The following is a 15,300-nucleotide window of genomic DNA, read 5'->3' as shown; positions in this document are numbered from 1 at the left end:
GCTACTACCTTGCACCGGACATTCGTCCCCGCACCCCCATCTGGAGAAATTGATGGCTCAATCGGTAGAAACCACCTCCCACGCGGCTGCCCGCCTGGACCTGGCCAAGATGCGTAAGATCGCCCTCGCCAGCGTCATCGGCACCACCGTCGAGTGGTACGACCTCTTTGTATTCGGCACAGCATCCGCGCTCGTGTTCAACAAGATCTTCTTCCCCAGCTTCGACCCCCTCGTGGGCACCATGCTCGCCTTCGGCACCTTCGCCTCCGCCTACATTGCACGCATGGTGGGCGCCATCATCTTCGGCCACTTCGGGGACCGCCTGGGCCGGAAGTCCATGCTCCTGATTTCACTGCTGACCATGGGCGCCGCCACCTTCGCCATCGGCCTGCTGCCGGACTACAACAGCATCGGCATCATGGCGCCTCTGCTGCTGCTCTTCCTACGCGTCATCCAGGGCCTGGCCCTGGGCGGCGAATGGGGCGGCGCCGTCCTGATGACGGTAGAACACGCTCCCGCGTCTCAACGCGGGTTCTACGGTTCGCTGGTCCAGGTGGGCGTGCCCGCCGGAACCTTGATCGCCAACGTTGCGTTCCTCATTGTCGCCTCGAGCGTCAGCACCGAAGCCCTCCTCGCCTGGGGCTGGCGTATCCCGTTCATGGCCTCCGCGCTGCTTGTGGCCGTGGGCATTTACATCCGGCTGCACATCGAAGAAACGCCGTCCTTCCAGGCAGTCAAGGATGCCGGCGCCAAGGCCAAGCTGCCCTTCGCGGCCCTCATGGCCAAGTACTGGAAGCAGGTTATCCTCGGCGGCGTCGCCACTCTGTCCACCGGCAGCACCTTCACCCTGCTCGTGGCCTCGGGCGTCTCCTACGGCAAGAAGGAACTGGGCCACTCGGAAACCCTGATGCTGTGGGTTGTGCTGGCTTCCTGCGCCCTGTGCTTTGTCCTGATCCCCTTCTTCGGCCGGCTCTCTGACAAGTTCGGCCGCAAGCCGATCATCTATGCCGGTGTTGCCGCCGAGGCAGTCCTGGCGTTCCCGATGTTCTGGCTCATGGACACCAAGTCCGTGCCGCTGCTGTTCGTCGCCTACCTGGCCATGATGACGGCCTTCGCCGCGAACTACGGCCCGATCGCCACCTTCCTCGCCGAGCTCTTCGGTTCCAAGGTCCGCTACTCGGGACTGTCCGTGGCCTACATGCTCTCCGGGCTCCTCGGCAGCGCCGCGACGCCGTTCATCACCACATGGCTGCTGGGCATGACCCACCAGAGCTCCTCCATCGCGTGGTACATCATGGCCGCCGCCCTCGTATCGCTCTGTGCCTTGTTCGTCCTGACCGAAACCCGGCACGGCAACATCGACGCCGTCGACTCCGCCCCCACCGACGCGGTCGCCGCCGCAACCACGGTTGCAACCACTGACCCGTCCGCCGAAGCGGTGGCTGCCAAGTGACAGTCCAGGACGCTCACCTCACTGCTCTGCCCGCTGCTCCTCCCGTAAACGGGACGGTCCACCGGATCGCGCAGGTCCCGGGCGGCGCGGCCGCCGTCGGCCCGTTCTCCCAGGCGGTCGTCGCCAACGGGTTTGTCTTCACCGCCGGCCAAATCCCCGCGATCAGCGGGCTGGACCACCAGCCCGACACCTTCGAGGACCAGGTGCGCCAAACCATCATCAACCTCCGGTCCGTGCTGGAGGCGGCCGGGTCCGGCCTGGAGCACGTGGTCAAGGTCAACGCCTACCTCACCGATCCCGACCGGCTCGAGGCCTACAACCGGGTCTACTCGGAGTTCTTTGCGACGGCCCGGCCTGCTCGGACCACGGTCTGTGTGAGCCTGTGGGGTGTCGCGCTGGAAATCGACTGCGTGGCCGTGGTCGCCGACACGACGGCGCCGGGAGCACCGTGAGCGCAGTGCGTAGCGGTGAACTCGCCGAGGGACTCGCGGCCGTCAGCTACCCCACGATCGGGCACTTCCTGGAGGACGGATTCGTGGATCCGGCCATCCGGGCGCTGCTCGACGGCGTCAAGGTGGCTGGCCCCGCGGTCACGGTGCGCATCGCGGACCATGACGCCTATGCCATGAACCGTGCCCTGCTGGAGCTGCACCCCGGCGCGGTGCTGGTGGTGGACATGTCCGGCGACCACCGGCACGCGCCGGTGGGCGCGGTCACCGCGGCAGCGGCCACCGCGCAAGGCGCCGCCGGCGTCGTCGTCGACGGCGTGGCCACCGACGTCCTGGAGCTCCGCGCCACGGGTCTGCCGGTCTTCGCCCGCGGGACTTCGTGCCTGACTACCAAGCGGGTCCGCAGCGGCGGCTCCGCGGTGAATGTCCCGGTGCAGTGCGGAGGCGTCCAGGTCAATCCGGGCGACTGGGTGCTCGGGGACGACAACGGCGTGATCGTCCTGTCCCCGGAGGCTGCCGCCGAGGTCCTGGGCCAGGCACTGGCCTCCGACGCCGCCGAGCCGGCGCTGCTGGCACGAATCGCATCCGGCGAGCCGTTGGAATCGGTGCTGGCGTTCTAAGGGACGGCGCGGGATTCGGGTCAGGGATGGGGTAGAACTTAACCATGAATGTGCGCACCCCTGACCCGAATCCCGGCTGGCTCTCCGACGACGACCTGATCGAGGCGCGGGGCAAGCTGCCGATGGTCTATGTCGAGGCCGTACCGGTCCGGCTGGACCCCCTCGGGTTCGTGAACGAGGTCGGCACCCTGCTGCAGGCCGACGAGGACGGCGCCATGGTCCGTTCGCTGGTGTCCGGCCGCGTTCTTTACCGCGAGACCATCCGCGCCGCGCTGCTCCGCCACATGGAGAAGGACCTGGGCCCGCTTGCCTTCCCGCAGCTGCCGGTCAGCCCGGTGCCGTTCACGGTGGCCGAGTACTTCCCGTCTCCGTCCCATACCGGCTTCACGGACGACCGCCAGCACGCCGTTGCCCTGGCGTACATCATTCCCGTCACCGGCGAATGCTCCCCGCGCCAGGACGCCCTCGAGCTGACCTGGATGACGCCGCAGGAGGTCATGAGCACGGACGTACAGCTGGAATTCAGCGGCGGCCGGGGGGCCCTGATCCGGCAGGCTCTGGCCTTCGCGGGAGTCGGCAACTAGCCGACACCCTTGGGGCCCGCGCCGTCCGGGGACGCTCGGGGCGTCCCGGGCGTCCCCGACTTCACGCACCTGATTTTGTAGACTGGTGGGCGGACCGCAAGAGAACTTTAAGGACTCCCGATGACCCACCCCCCAGCCTCCCGGAATTACAGCGAACAGCAGGCTGGATCCCTTCGGGCCGGCGACCACCTGATCCTGCCCGATGGAAACCGCTCTGCCGAGATCCACCGCGTCGATGTCGAAGCCGACGATTTTGGGACTCCCGCCATGGTTTTGGCGACCCTCAGCGGCGGCGGTGTGCTGCGGATCGCGGCGGGATCATTGATCCGGGTCACCGACGACCCCGAGTCCGGCGCCACGATTGCCTCCGACGACGGCGCGCCCGCCGGAGCACCCGAACTGCCGACTCCTTCCGGCGACGGCTCCCCCGAACTTCCGGCGTCCGGCCCGTCCCCGGAACCGGAAGAGGAGGTGCCCGACGCAGCTGAGTCCGACAATACGGCGGCCGCCGTCGTCGTCCCTCCCCAGCCCGTTGCGCCGCCGGCGGTGGGCGGACCCAGCGACGCGGACCTGGCCCTCATCCCGGTCCCCGACGGCACGCCGGAGTCTGTCGTGGAGGCCGCGGCCGAGGCCCATACGGGCGCCGTCGGTGTGCTCCTGCTCAGTGAACGGCTCGCCAAGGGCATCAACACCAAGTCCGGCAGCTGCCTGAAGGACCTCAGCGACCTCGCACACGAGCTCTTCATCACCCTCAAGGACGCCGAAAACGCCCTGGCGGTCGCGGACCTGCTCAACGTCCTGCCGTTCGACGGCAACCCCGACCGCTGGGCCTCCGTGGAGTCAACCCTGGCGCTCTCCAGCTACATTTGCCGCCAGCTGGGGCAGGACCAGCGTGCCGGGATCTACGAGAAGTTCCTCCGCGCGCCGGAGGCCATGGAAACTGACCCGTTCAAGGCCCGGATCAACGCCAAGGTGCGCCAGCGCTCGCTCAACGAGCCCAACCTGTACGACAAGGAAATCTTCCGCTCGATCGACAACGCGAACCCGGATGCTGAACGCGAATGGCGCCTGCTGCGGCTCGAGGCGCTCCTGTTCCTGCGTGCCCATGGTGGCTCCGAAACGGTTGGCGCCGCCGAGCTGGAACGCCGGATCGGCAACGAGCTCGAATCAGTCCGCGCCTGAAGTATTTGCCCCTACCCCGCCGCGGCCGGGCGTTGTAGATTCGGCCCATGACGAACAATCTGAGCGTTGTGATTAATTCGGACGCGCAGCAAGTTTGGACCATGCTGCGCGAACCCGCCAAGATCGCCGAGTGGCACGGCTGGGTGGCCGATGACCAAGAGGCAGAAATCAGCGAAATCTACTTCGGCCCCAATGTCATCGAAGGCGCAGACCACACCTCCCTGGTGGTGGACGGCGGAGACATCTTTACGTTGAAACCCGTCGCCACGGGCACGGAAGTCAGCGTTACCAGGGCGGCAATCGACCACAATTCCGAGTGGGCGGCCTGGGACGAGGACATCACCCAGGGCTGGCTGACCTTCCTGCAACAAATGCGCTTCGCCCTCGAACGGCACCCGCATGGCAGGCGTCGAACTTTTTTCTTCTCCGTGCCCGGCACCAGCGGGTCCGCGATAGAAAAACTCGGGCTCAGCGATGTCCCGGCGCCCGGGGACCCGTATTCGCTCACCCTGCCCACGGGCGAGGAGATCTCCGGCAAAGTGTGGTTCCGCAGCAACCACCAAGTTGGCCTGACGGTCCACCACTACGCCGAGCACGGGGACGGCCTAGTGATCGTGGCGGACCAGCCGGTCATCGCCGATGTCCGGCCCGACGGCGGCTCCGTCGCGATCATCTCCACCTACGACCTCGGGGCCCACCAGCTGGAGGCAATCCGAAATCACTGGGACAAGTGGCGGGCTGAGAACTACCCCACATCCGACACCGTCCACTAAGGGAAGGGCTGCGTTAGCTGGCACACTTGAACCGTGCCAGCCAATCCTGAGTCCGATCCTTTGCCCCCCGCGCCTGCCAGGCAGTCCGAGTTTTCCTTCCGCGTGGGCAAGCGCCTGAGCGAGGCGTGCCCGCCGTCGGCCGGGCAGATTGACGCCAACGGCGGGGAGTTCCTGGGCCGGACCGGCACCATCGCCACCCCGCACGGGGAGATCCAGACCCCGGCGTTCATTGCCGTCGGCACCAAGGCCACGGTCAAATCCGTGCTGCCGGAATCCATTGCCGAGCTCGGCGCGCAGGCCGTGCTGGCCAACGCGTACCATCTGTACCTGCAGCCGGGCGCGGACATCCTGGACGAGGCCGGGGGCCTCGGTGCGTTCATGAACTGGCGCGGGCCTACGTTCACCGATTCCGGCGGGTTCCAGGTGATGAGCCTGGGCTCGGGGTTCAAAAAGGTCATCGACATGAAATCGGTGGACAATTCCGGACCCGACGACGCCGTCGCCCCCGGCAAGGAACGCCTGGCCCACGTGGACGAGGAAGGCGTGTGGTTCAAGAGCCACCTCAACGGCGACCGGCACCGCTTCAGCCCCGAAATCTCGATGAACGTCCAGCACCAGATCGGCGCCGACATCATGTTCGCGTTCGACGAGCTCACCACGCTGCAGAACTCCCGCGGCTACCAGGAGGAGTCCCTGGAACGGACCCGCCGCTGGGCCGAACGGTGCATCACCGAGCACTTCCGTCTCACGAACGAGCGCGCCGGCAAGCCCTACCAGGCCCTGTTCGGGGTGATCCAGGGTGCCCAGTACGAGGACCTGCGCCGCAAGGCCTGCCGCGACCTCGGAGCCATGAACTTCGACGGCTTCGGCATTGGCGGGGCGCTGGAGAAAGAAAACCTCGGCACGATCGTGCGCTGGTGCAACGAGGAACTGCCGGAGAACAAGCCGCGGCACCTGCTGGGCATCTCCGAACCGGACGACATCTTCACCGCCATTGAGAACGGCGCGGACACCTTCGACTGCGTGTCCCCCACCCGGGTGGCCCGCAATTCGGCGTTCTACCACCCCACCGGCCGGTACAACCTCTCCGGCGCCAAGTACAAGCGCGACTTCGGCCCGCTGCAGGAAGGCTGCGACTGCTACGCCTGCGTGAATTATTCGCGGGCCTACATCCACCACCTGTTCAAGGCCAAGGAGATGGTCTCGGCCACCCTGATCTCGATCCACAACGAACGCTTCGTGGTGAAGATGGTGGACGACGCCCGGCTCGCCATCGAGGCCGGCAACTTCTTCGAGTTCAAGGCCGAGACCCTGCGGAACTACTACTCCTAGGCGTCCGTGGCCCGTGGTTCCGGGGTCCGGCGTCGGACTGGCCCGACGCCCGCGGGTCCCGGCGTCGAACCGGTCCGCCGTCGACCTCGAAGTCGCCGGAACCGTGCCCGATCGCCGGAAATTTCCGGCGACCCCGCAGCGTTCCGGCGACCTCGGGCTTTCCGGCGATTTGGCAGCGTTCCGGCGACCACGGGCTTTCCAGGGTAGGACGGCGGCAAGGCCCGGCGGCCGCCGTCGAAATCGCGGGAAGCCACCGAACTCGCCGTAAATTTCCGGCGCCTCCGCCGCGTTCCGGCGAACTGGGCGGCGCACCGTCCCAAAAAGAGCCGTCGCGAAAGATCCGCGGTGCGGCGTCGGGTTTTCCACGTAGTGGTTTTCCACATAATGTCGGCGGGGACTGCCGCCCGCTCCCAGGCCAGCTCAGGCTGGTGGCATGACGCAGAACCCTTTGGAGCTGCCGCCGACGGGGAACCTCTGGCGGACCGAACAACTGCTGGACCTCGGCTACGGTCCGCGCGCCATCCGCTCGCTCCTGGACTCAGGCGCCCTCGTCCGGCTCCGGTACGGCTGCTACATCCGCGCCAGCCTGTGGCGGGTCCAGTCCCCCACCACCCGGAGCAGGCAACTCATCTACGCACATGCCCACGGAACGCACACGACATCGACAGGCACCTTCCTCTACAGCCACACTTCCGCGGCGCGCCTCCGCCGCCTCCACTTATGGGACGTGGATAACGCGATCCATCTCCTCCAGAAAGTGCGCCCCTCGAACGAGCGCCACGGGAGGGACGTCCGCTGCCACACGCGTCCCTTCGCCGATCACGACGTCGCAGTTGTGAACGGCCTCCGGACAACTTCTTTAGAGCGCACAACGGCCGATTGCGCCATGCTGCTGCCCTACAGGCAGGCGCTGATCCTCACCGACCACGCGCTTCGCCTCGGCGCGGACCCGGCCACCCTGCAGGCCATGGCAGATGATCTGGACGGGCGGCGGGGGATCCGGACATTCCGCCGCGTCCTCGCCTCGGCAGATCCGCGGTCCGAATCTCCCGGCGAAACCCTGACCCGCGACCTGATCCTGCGGTGCCGGATCCGGCCTCCTGAGCCGCAGCTTGAAGTGATAAGCCGCGTTGGGCGCTATCGTCTGGACTTTGCGTGGAAGGAGGAGAAGGTCGCCCTCGAGTTCGACGGCAAAATCAAGTACTTCGATTACAGTCCCACACCCGAGGTGCTCTTCGAGGAACGGCGCCGCGAGAAGGCCCTGACTGAAGAGGGCTGGCGGTTCGTCCGCGTTGAGTGGAAGGACCTCTTCCTGGAACAGGAATTCAAGAGCCGCCTGCTACGTGCACTGGCCCGCCGCCCGCAACCGTGAGCGCCGGATTCGCCGGAAAACCCGCGACGTCGCCCGAAATTTACGGCGACCCCGCAGGTTTCCGGCGAAAGGGTGGCAGCCCGGGGGACGGCGAACAGTGCGGCGGGGGGGGCGCGCTCTGGGCGGCGGCTGGAGGTGGAAGGCGGCGGCCGGACTCGGAGTTTAGCGGCGGCCGGGGACGGAGGCCTAGGCCCCGTAGCTCGGTTCGCGCTTCTTGACCCAACCGATGGAGAGCGCTGTCAGCGGCACGAAGGCGAACTCCACGAGGGTCTTGTAGAGGAAGCCCACGAGGACGTAGTTCACGAACATCCCGGCGTCGGTAATGCCAATCACGGACGCGGCAATGCTGCAGAAGATCAGCGTGTCCACGAATTCACCGGCCACGGACGAGCCCATGATGCGCGCCCACAGAGACTTTTCTCCGGTCCGTGCCTTCATCTTCACGAGAATCCACGAGTTGATGGTCTGGCCGGCAAGGAATGCCAGGAGCGATGCCAGAACGATCTGCGGGACCGGTCCTAGGGCACCTTCCAGGGCTGTCTGTTTGGAAGCACCGTACTCGTCGTTGAACCCGGGAAGGGCGATGATGACCCAGTAGCAGAGGGACGCGAAGACAGAAAGGGCAAAGCTGGTGACGATGGCTTTGCGTGCCACCCTAAAGCCATAGACCTCGCTGATGACGTCGCCCAGGATGTAAGCCAGCGGGAAGAGGAAGAATCCGCCGTCCGTTATGACGGGGCCGATCGCCACGCCCTTGGACGCCCCGATATTGGACAGGATCAGCACAACGGCCATGACGGCCAGCATGATGCCGAAATACGGGGAGCCGATCGAGGCGAATCTAGGCGGAGCTGACGCCGGGAAAGTCTTGGCGGAAGTCATGGCATTCCATTTCGTAGTGGTTCGCTCGGCGGCCCACACTCCCAAGGGAAGACGCTGGGCGGCCGGCTGTATTAGCACTGGACGGCCCCGGTGACACACGACGCCGGAACCGCCTCCATTCTCGCACCCGGCACTGCGGGCACGGCGGTGCAGGGCCGGCCAGAAGGCGCGAGTTCGCTGGAAGCCCCCGAGGTCGCCGGAAAATTACGGCGACCTCGAGGGCTTCCCGCGAATTCGGCGACGGCGGGCTGGCCTGCCTAGCGGCGCGAGGCGTCGATGAGGTCCTCGTCGTCGTCCTTGGGGCCGGTGGTACCTGCGCCCGCGTCGACAGCGGCCGGCGTCCAGGCGTGACCCTGCTCGTGGTCCAGGTGCGTGGACTTCTTGTTCTTCAGGGCGAAGATGTAGACCAGCAGGGAGATGCCGATGGCCACGGTGACGTAGGTGAAGAACAGTTCTTCCTGGCCCGCCTTCTGCAGGGCCGCGCCGATGAGCGGGACGGTGCCGCCGAAGAGAGAGTTGGCGATCGCGTAGCCCAGGCCGACGCCGAGGGCGCGGATGGACGCGGGGAACAGCTCGGCCTTCACCAGGGCGTTGATGGAGGTGTAGCCGCCCACGATCAGCAGGCCGCCCATCATGAGCAGGAACGCGGTCATCGGATCCTTGGTTCCGGCCAGGGCGGACAGGAGCGGCCAGGTGAACAGGACGCCGGTGATGCCGAACCACAGCAGCAGCGGCTTGCGGCCCACCTTGTCCGAGATGATGCCGTAGACCGGCTGGAGCAGCATGAAGATGAACAGTGCCCAGAAGTTGATGACCGAGGTGTCGGTCTTGGCGATGCCGGAGGTATCGTTCATGAACTTCAGGATGAAGTTGGTGTACGTGTAGAACGCCACCGTGCCGCCAAGGGTGATCCCGATGCAGATCATGAGCGGCTTCCAGTAGCTGGTGAACAGCAGCTTCATGGTCCCCGGCTGCGCCTGGCCCGCCGCGGCAGGGGCTTTTGCGGCCTCGATCTGTTCGGCCGAGACGGTTTCCTCCATGGAGCGCCGCAGCCACAGGACCACCAGGGCGGCCACGCCGCCGATCGCGAACGGGATGCGCCAGCCCCACTCGGTCAGCTCGGCCTTGGGCATGGCGTTCTGCAGGACCACGAGGACCAGCAGGGCCAGCATCTGGCCGCCGATCAGCGTGACGTACTGGAAGCTGGAGAAGAAGCCGCGGCGCTTGGAGGTAGCGGCCTCGGACATGTACGTGGCACTGGTGCCGTACTCACCGCCTACGGAGAAGCCCTGGATCACGCGGATAAGGACCAGGAGGATCAATGCCCACAGGCCGATCACGTCCTGGGTGGGCAGCACGGCGATGGCGAAGGAGCCCGCGGACATCATGGTCACACTCAGGGTCAGCGCGGCCTTGCGGCCCCTGCGGTCGGCGTACCGGCCAAAGAACCAGGCACCGATCGGGCGCATCAGGAACGACGTCGAGAAGACGGCCATCGCCTCGAGACCGGCCTGAAGCTCATCGGTGGAGTTGAAGAAGTGCGCCTGGAAGTAGGCCGCAAAGACGGTGTAGACGTAGAGGTCGTACCACTCGACAAGGTTGCCGGCCGAGCCTTTGAGGATGTTGCCGACGGCTTTCCGGGTCTGGGCCGCTTCGGACAGTTGGGTGCTCATCAATGAACCTTCCTGGATCCGGCGCCGCCAGGAGGCAACACCGTCCGCCACCCTAGTTCCCGTGATCCGGAACACTAAGGTTTTGTTCATACTGTTCATGGAATGCTTGTTCAGGAGCACAATGCGGGTGGTTTTGGCGGGATGGCAGGATGGGACCATGACTTCTACCGCATTCGATTCCGCCGCCCTGACAGTTGCCGATACTGCCTCCGTCGCCGCCTCCTCCCCCGCCGTCGCGCTCACCATCGCAGGCTCCGAGGCGACCGGCGGCGCCGGCGCGCAGGCTGACCTGAAGACTTTCCAGGAGCTCGGCGTCTTCGGGATCGCGAACCTGACCTGCATCGTGTCCTTCGACCCCAAGGACAACTGGAACCACCGCTTCGTCCCAGTGGACCAGCAGGTCATCGCGGACCAGCTGGAGGCGACGACGGCGGCGTACGGCGCCGCGTCCGGCGCACCGGCCGTTCTGGACACCGTCAAGATCGGCATGCTGGGCAGCCCTGCGACAATTTCGACCGTGGCCGCGGCGCTGGTAGCCGGGCAGTTCGCCAACGTGGTGCTGGATCCGGTGCTGATCTGCAAGGGCCAGGAGCCGGGCCACGCCCTGGACACCGACCAGGCGCTCAAGTCCCACATCCTGCCGCTGGCCACTTTCGTCACGCCGAACCACTTCGAGGCCGAGTCGCTCTCCGGGCTGGAAATCACCGACCTCGAGTCCCTCAAGGCCGCCGCGGTCCGCATCCATGAGCTCAGCGGCGCCGCGGTGCTCGCCAAGGACGGCGTGCGGCTGGAAGGTCCCGACGCCGTCGACGTCTATTACGACGGCGAAACGCTGGAGGTCCTGTCCGCCCCCAAGGTGGGCGAAGTGGCGGTGTCCGGCGCCGGGTGCTCGCTGGCCGCGGCGGTGACGGCCGAGCTCGCCAAGGGTGCGACGCCGCTGGCCGCCGCCCGGACGGCGAAGGCATTTGTGACCGCCGGCATCCGCAACCGGGTGGCCTCGGGCGCACCGTTCGATGCCTTGTGGCAGGGCGGCCCGCGCTAACTCGTTGCAGAGGATCGTCGGAGGGAACGGCAATGGCACAGCACTTTGAGTCCGTGGACGAGTACATCGCCTCCTTTCCTGCCGAGGTGCAGGACGTGCTGCAGGAGATCCGGCGGCGCTGCCATGCCGCGGTCCCTGGATCAGGGGAGATGATCAGTTACGGCATCCCGACCGTCACGCTCGGCGGCAAATACGTGGTGTATTTCGCCGGCTGGGCGCACCACATCTCCGTTTACCCCGTGCCCGACGGCGACGAGCCGCTCAGCGCGGAACTCGCACCCTACCGCGCCGCGAAGGGGACGCTGAAGTTCCCGCTGCGGAAGCCCGTTCCGTACGAGCTGATCGGAAAAGTGGCCGCGGCCCTGGCAGCGGAACGCCGGAGCGGGGCGCCTTAAGCAACCGGGCTCGCCGGAAAGCCCCGGGTTCGCCGGAAACTTCCGGCGATCCCGGGGGATTCCAGCGAACTGGAGGGCTTCCGGCGAACCCAGGGACCGCCTCAGCGCCGCGGGATGTTCCGCAGGTTGCTCCGTGCCATGCTGACGGCCTCGCCGGCGCCCCGGTTGAGGACCACCTTGGACATGGCCGTGGCGAAGCCCAGGATCTGTGCGCCCTTGATCTTGGGCGGAAGGGACAATGCCTTGGGGTCAGTGATGAGCTCCACGAGCGACGGGCCGGGGTGGGCGAAAGCTTCCCGGTACGCGGCCTCGATCCGGGACGGGTCCGTGACCCGGACGGCGTGGAAGCCCAGGGCCTTGGCAACGTCGGCGTAGTTGGCGTCCGGGACGTCGACGCCGAAGTCCGGGAGCCCGTCCACCAGCATCTCGAGTTTCACCATGCCCAGGGTGGAGTTGTTGAAGACCACCACGTTCACCGGCAGCCGGTGCGCGGCGACCGTGATGAGCTCGCCCAGCAGCATGGACAGGCCGCCGTCGCCCGAAACCGAGACCACCTGCCGGCCAGGGAACGCCAGCTGGGCGCCGATCGCGTGCGGCAGCGCGTTGGCCATGGACCCGTGCAGGTAGGACCCGATAAGCCGGCGCGTTCCCAGCGGATTGATGTACCGGGCGGTCCAGACATTGCACATGCCGGTGTCGGCCGTGAAGATCGCGTCCTCGGCCGCCACCTGGTCCAGCAGCGAGGCCGCGTATTCCGGGTGGATCGGCTGTTTCTTCCCGACGTTCCGGGTGTACGCCCCCACAGCCTTGTTCATGAGCCGGTCGTGCTTTTTCAGCATCTGGTTGAGGAAGCGCCGGCTCTTCTTCGGCTGCAGCTGCGGCATCAGCCCGGCCAAGGTGGGCAGCACGTCCCCATGCACGGCGACGTCGACGTCGGTCCGCCTCCCCAGTTTGTGCGCGGCCCGGTCCACCTGCGCCGTCCGGGTTCCCGGGAGGAACTGGTCGTACGGGAAGTCGGTGCCCAGCAGGATCAGCAGGTCCGCGTCCTCGATGCCCTCGGCCGCGGCGCCGTAGCCCAGCAGGCCCGTCATGCCGATGTCGTAAGGATTGTCGTACTGCATGAAGTCCTTGCCGCGGAGGCTGTGGCCGATCGGCGCCGCGAGCAGTTCGGCGAGGGCAATCACCTCGTCGTGCGCGCCCTGCACGCCGGCGCCGGCAAAGATTGCAACCTTCTCGGCGGCGTTGATGGCGTCCGCCAGTTCCCGCACGCTGGCGGGGTCCGGCGTCAGCGTCGCAGGCCGGAACGCCGCAGGGGCCGGCGTCGGAGCTGTCGCCTCCAGGCCGGCGATGTCACCGGGCAGGGTCACGACGGCGACGCCCCGGAGTCCGACGGCGTGCTGGATGGCGCTGTGCATGACCCGGGGCGCCTGCTCCGCGGTGCTGACCAGCTCGGAGTAGACCGAGCATTCGTTGAAGATCCGGTCCGGATGGGTCTCCTGGAAGAAGCTGCTGCCGATCTGCTTACTCGGGATGTGCGAGGCGATGGCCAACACCGGAGCCCCGGAGCGGTTGGCATCATAGAGTCCGTTGATCAGGTGCAGGTTGCCGGGCCCGCAGGAGCCGGCGCACACCGCGAGCCGGCCGGTCAGCTGGGCTTCCGCCGCCGCGGCGAACGCGGCCGCCTCCTCATGCCGGACATGGATCCAGTCAATTCCGCCCTGCTGCGAGCCGCCGGTCTGGCGGACGGCGTCGACGATTGGATTGAGGCTGTCCCCCACGATCCCGTAGATCCGCTGCACGCCGGCAGCCTGGAGTTGTTCGATGAGCTGGGTGGCAAGTTCCTTGGCCATGGGTGCACGCTCCCGGGAGGTCGATCGATGAGCTGACACAGGCCAATATAGTCCGCACGGCTGTCAGCGACGTCCAGGAACGGTCAGTCCGTAACAGATCCCTCTGGACTAGCGGCAGCGTTGCTCGCGCCGGGCCGCGCGAGGCGGGCGGCTCAGTTCCCCGAGTGCGCCTTCAGGAAGGTGTAGACCTCGGTTTCGTCCACGCCTGGGAAAGCGCCCGGCGGCATCGCTGCCAGCAGGTGGGAGTGGGCCCGGGCCGAGGGCCAGGCATTGCCGGCCCATTCGGCGGTCAGCGACGCCGGCGGGCGGCGGCAGCAGCTTTCGTCCGGGCAGGTGGACTTGGACCGTTCCGTGGTGTCGCGGCCGCGGAACCACTTCACCTGCGCATACGGGACACCCACGGAGAGCGAGAACTCCCCGTTGGCGGAGCGTTCCGTCCGGGCCGTGCACCAGTAGGTCCCGGCCGGGGTGTCGGTGTACTGGTTGTAGGCGCTGAACTTGTCCGGAACGTCGAACACCACTCGGGAGGTCCAGTTCCGGCACGAGAACTGGCCCTCGATGGCGCCCGTGTGGTCCTGCGGGAACGTCACGCCGTCGTTTTCATAGGCCTTGTAGATGATGCCGCTCTTGTGCGTCTTCTGGAAGTGAGTGCGGATGCCCAGGTGATGGGTGGCGAGGTTGGTGAAGCGGTGCGCGGCTGTTTCGTAGGACACGGCGAAGGCGTCCCTGATGTCCTCGACAGCGATTTCCTTGGCCTGCTTGGCCTCCTGCAGGAATGCCACAGTGGCCTGCTCGGGCAGCAGGAGCGCGGCAGCAAAATAGTTCGTGGCCACGCGCTGCATCAAGAAATCGCCGTAGTTGTTGGGGGTCTGGTGGCCCAGGACGTAGTGGCCCAACGCCTGCAGCAGCACCGAACGGGGGTCGTGATCGCTGCGGGCGTTCTGCGTGAGATAAATTCGGCGGTTCTTAAGGTCGGTCACCGAACGGGTGGAATGCGGCAGATCACCCACGTGGTGGAGGCTGAATCCGAGGTGCCCGGCAATGTCCGAGATGACGTGGTGGGATAGCGGCCCGCTCGTGTGACCCACCGAGGCCAGGACCTTCTGCGCCTCGGCCTCGTACTCGGGGAAATAGTTGTTCCGCTCGCGCATCATCGCGCGCAGTTCACCGTTCGCGCGGCGGGCCTCCTCCGGCGTCGCGACCTGTTCGTTGAGCCGGCGTTCAAGCTCGTGCTGCAGCCCCACCATGGACTCCAGCACATCCATCGGAAGCCGTGAACTGATGCGGATCTTGGGCAGATTCAGGGACTCGTAGATGGGGCTGCGCTGGTACCGTTCCAGCTCGATCTCCAGGGCCGCACGCCGGTTGGGCGGCTCCGCGCCGAGCAGCTCGTCGATGCTCACCCCGAGGGCCGCCGCGAGCTGCTGGAGCAGGCCAAGTTTGGGCTCGCGCTTGCCGTTTTCAATCAGGCTCAGCTGGCTTGGCGCCGTGCCGACGGCGGCGCTCAGGTCATCGAGGGTGAGCCCGGCGGCCTTGCGCAAGTGGCGGACGCGGCGGCCCATGCTGATGACATCCACCTCCGGCGCTGCAGGCGCGGACGGCGAAAGAGCTTGGCGGTTCCAGCTGGTTGAGTGCATTTCTTGAGAATACGCGAAGAAGTGCATTTCTTTCCATAGCCATGGTCTAGAAACCC

The 15,300-nt window shown here is 66.6% G+C and carries 14 protein-coding genes; 10 read left to right on the top strand and 4 right to left on the bottom strand.

Annotated elements, in window-relative coordinates; translation table 11 throughout:
• Positions 1 to 52: 52 nt before the first annotated feature.
• From AC1DKQ_RS13990 to AC1DKQ_RS13955, 8 genes are all read left to right on the top strand, one after another.
• Positions 53 to 1,453, top strand: a complete 1,401-nt coding sequence (locus tag AC1DKQ_RS13990; protein WP_476884336.1) for an MFS transporter — start codon at positions 53 to 55, stop codon at positions 1,451 to 1,453.
• Positions 1,450 to 1,905, top strand: a complete 456-nt coding sequence (locus tag AC1DKQ_RS13985) for a RidA family protein (RefSeq protein WP_476919307.1) — start codon at positions 1,450 to 1,452, stop codon at positions 1,903 to 1,905. Before AC1DKQ_RS13990 ends, AC1DKQ_RS13985 begins: the two co-directional genes overlap by 4 nt.
• Positions 1,902 to 2,522 (top strand): RraA family protein, encoded by a 621-nt coding sequence (locus AC1DKQ_RS13980; RefSeq protein ID WP_476919306.1) that lies wholly within the window; start codon positions 1,902 to 1,904, stop codon positions 2,520 to 2,522. Before AC1DKQ_RS13985 ends, AC1DKQ_RS13980 begins: the two co-directional genes overlap by 4 nt.
• A 44-nt stretch (positions 2,523 to 2,566) precedes the next feature.
• Positions 2,567 to 3,106, top strand: a complete 540-nt coding sequence (locus tag AC1DKQ_RS13975) for an NUDIX hydrolase family protein (protein ID WP_476884339.1) — start codon at positions 2,567 to 2,569, stop codon at positions 3,104 to 3,106.
• Between the two features lie 120 nt (positions 3,107 to 3,226).
• Positions 3,227 to 4,288 (top strand): DUF6707 family protein, encoded by a 1,062-nt coding sequence (locus AC1DKQ_RS13970; protein WP_476884340.1) that lies wholly within the window; start codon positions 3,227 to 3,229, stop codon positions 4,286 to 4,288.
• 47 nt (positions 4,289 to 4,335) lie between these two features.
• Positions 4,336 to 5,061, top strand: coding sequence for an SRPBCC family protein (locus AC1DKQ_RS13965; protein ID WP_476919305.1), 726 nt, complete (start codon positions 4,336 to 4,338; stop codon positions 5,059 to 5,061).
• Between the two features lie 33 nt (positions 5,062 to 5,094).
• Positions 5,095 to 6,393, top strand: a complete 1,299-nt coding sequence (tgt, locus tag AC1DKQ_RS13960) for a tRNA guanosine(34) transglycosylase Tgt (protein ID WP_476884342.1) — start codon at positions 5,095 to 5,097, stop codon at positions 6,391 to 6,393.
• A 433-nt stretch (positions 6,394 to 6,826) separates the two neighbouring features.
• Positions 6,827 to 7,765, top strand: coding sequence for a type IV toxin-antitoxin system AbiEi family antitoxin domain-containing protein (locus AC1DKQ_RS13955; RefSeq protein ID WP_476919304.1), 939 nt, complete (start codon positions 6,827 to 6,829; stop codon positions 7,763 to 7,765).
• A 186-nt stretch (positions 7,766 to 7,951) separates the two neighbouring features.
• Here the strand turns inward: AC1DKQ_RS13955 and AC1DKQ_RS13950 are convergent, their stop codons facing one another.
• On the bottom strand, positions 7,952 to 8,647 hold the full coding sequence (locus AC1DKQ_RS13950) for a queuosine precursor transporter (RefSeq protein WP_476919303.1): 696 nt from the start codon (positions 8,645 to 8,647) through the stop codon (positions 7,952 to 7,954).
• 257 nt (positions 8,648 to 8,904) lie between these two features.
• Positions 8,905 to 10,320 (bottom strand): MFS transporter, encoded by a 1,416-nt coding sequence (locus AC1DKQ_RS13945; protein WP_476884345.1) that lies wholly within the window; start codon positions 10,318 to 10,320, stop codon positions 8,905 to 8,907.
• A 157-nt stretch (positions 10,321 to 10,477) separates the two neighbouring features.
• On the opposite strand from AC1DKQ_RS13945, the gene AC1DKQ_RS13940 reads away from it, so the two are divergent.
• Complete coding sequence (locus tag AC1DKQ_RS13940; protein ID WP_476919302.1) at positions 10,478 to 11,362, top strand: hydroxymethylpyrimidine/phosphomethylpyrimidine kinase; 885 nt, start codon at positions 10,478 to 10,480, stop codon at positions 11,360 to 11,362.
• A 32-nt stretch (positions 11,363 to 11,394) separates the two neighbouring features.
• Positions 11,395 to 11,757 carry an iron chaperone gene (locus tag AC1DKQ_RS13935; protein ID WP_476919301.1) on the top strand — a complete coding sequence of 121 codons (363 nt, stop codon included), beginning with the start codon at positions 11,395 to 11,397 and terminating at the stop codon, positions 11,755 to 11,757.
• Positions 11,758 to 11,858: 101 nt separating this feature from the next.
• On the opposite strand, the gene AC1DKQ_RS13930 is transcribed toward AC1DKQ_RS13935, so the two are convergent.
• Both AC1DKQ_RS13930 and AC1DKQ_RS13925 read right to left on the bottom strand, forming a co-directional pair.
• A complete protein-coding gene (locus tag AC1DKQ_RS13930; RefSeq protein ID WP_476884347.1) occupies positions 11,859 to 13,607 on the bottom strand; it encodes a pyruvate dehydrogenase in 1,749 nt (582 codons plus the stop codon).
• A 152-nt stretch (positions 13,608 to 13,759) separates the two neighbouring features.
• Positions 13,760 to 15,271, bottom strand: a complete 1,512-nt coding sequence (locus tag AC1DKQ_RS13925; protein ID WP_476919300.1) for a helix-turn-helix domain-containing protein — start codon at positions 15,269 to 15,271, stop codon at positions 13,760 to 13,762.
• Between the last annotated feature and the right edge of the window lie 29 nt (positions 15,272 to 15,300).

The sequence above is a fragment of the Arthrobacter sp. 05L421 genome (assembly GCF_056397785.1).
The sequence above is the reverse complement of the archived record's forward strand: the minus strand, read 5'-3'. Positions and strand labels throughout refer to the sequence as shown.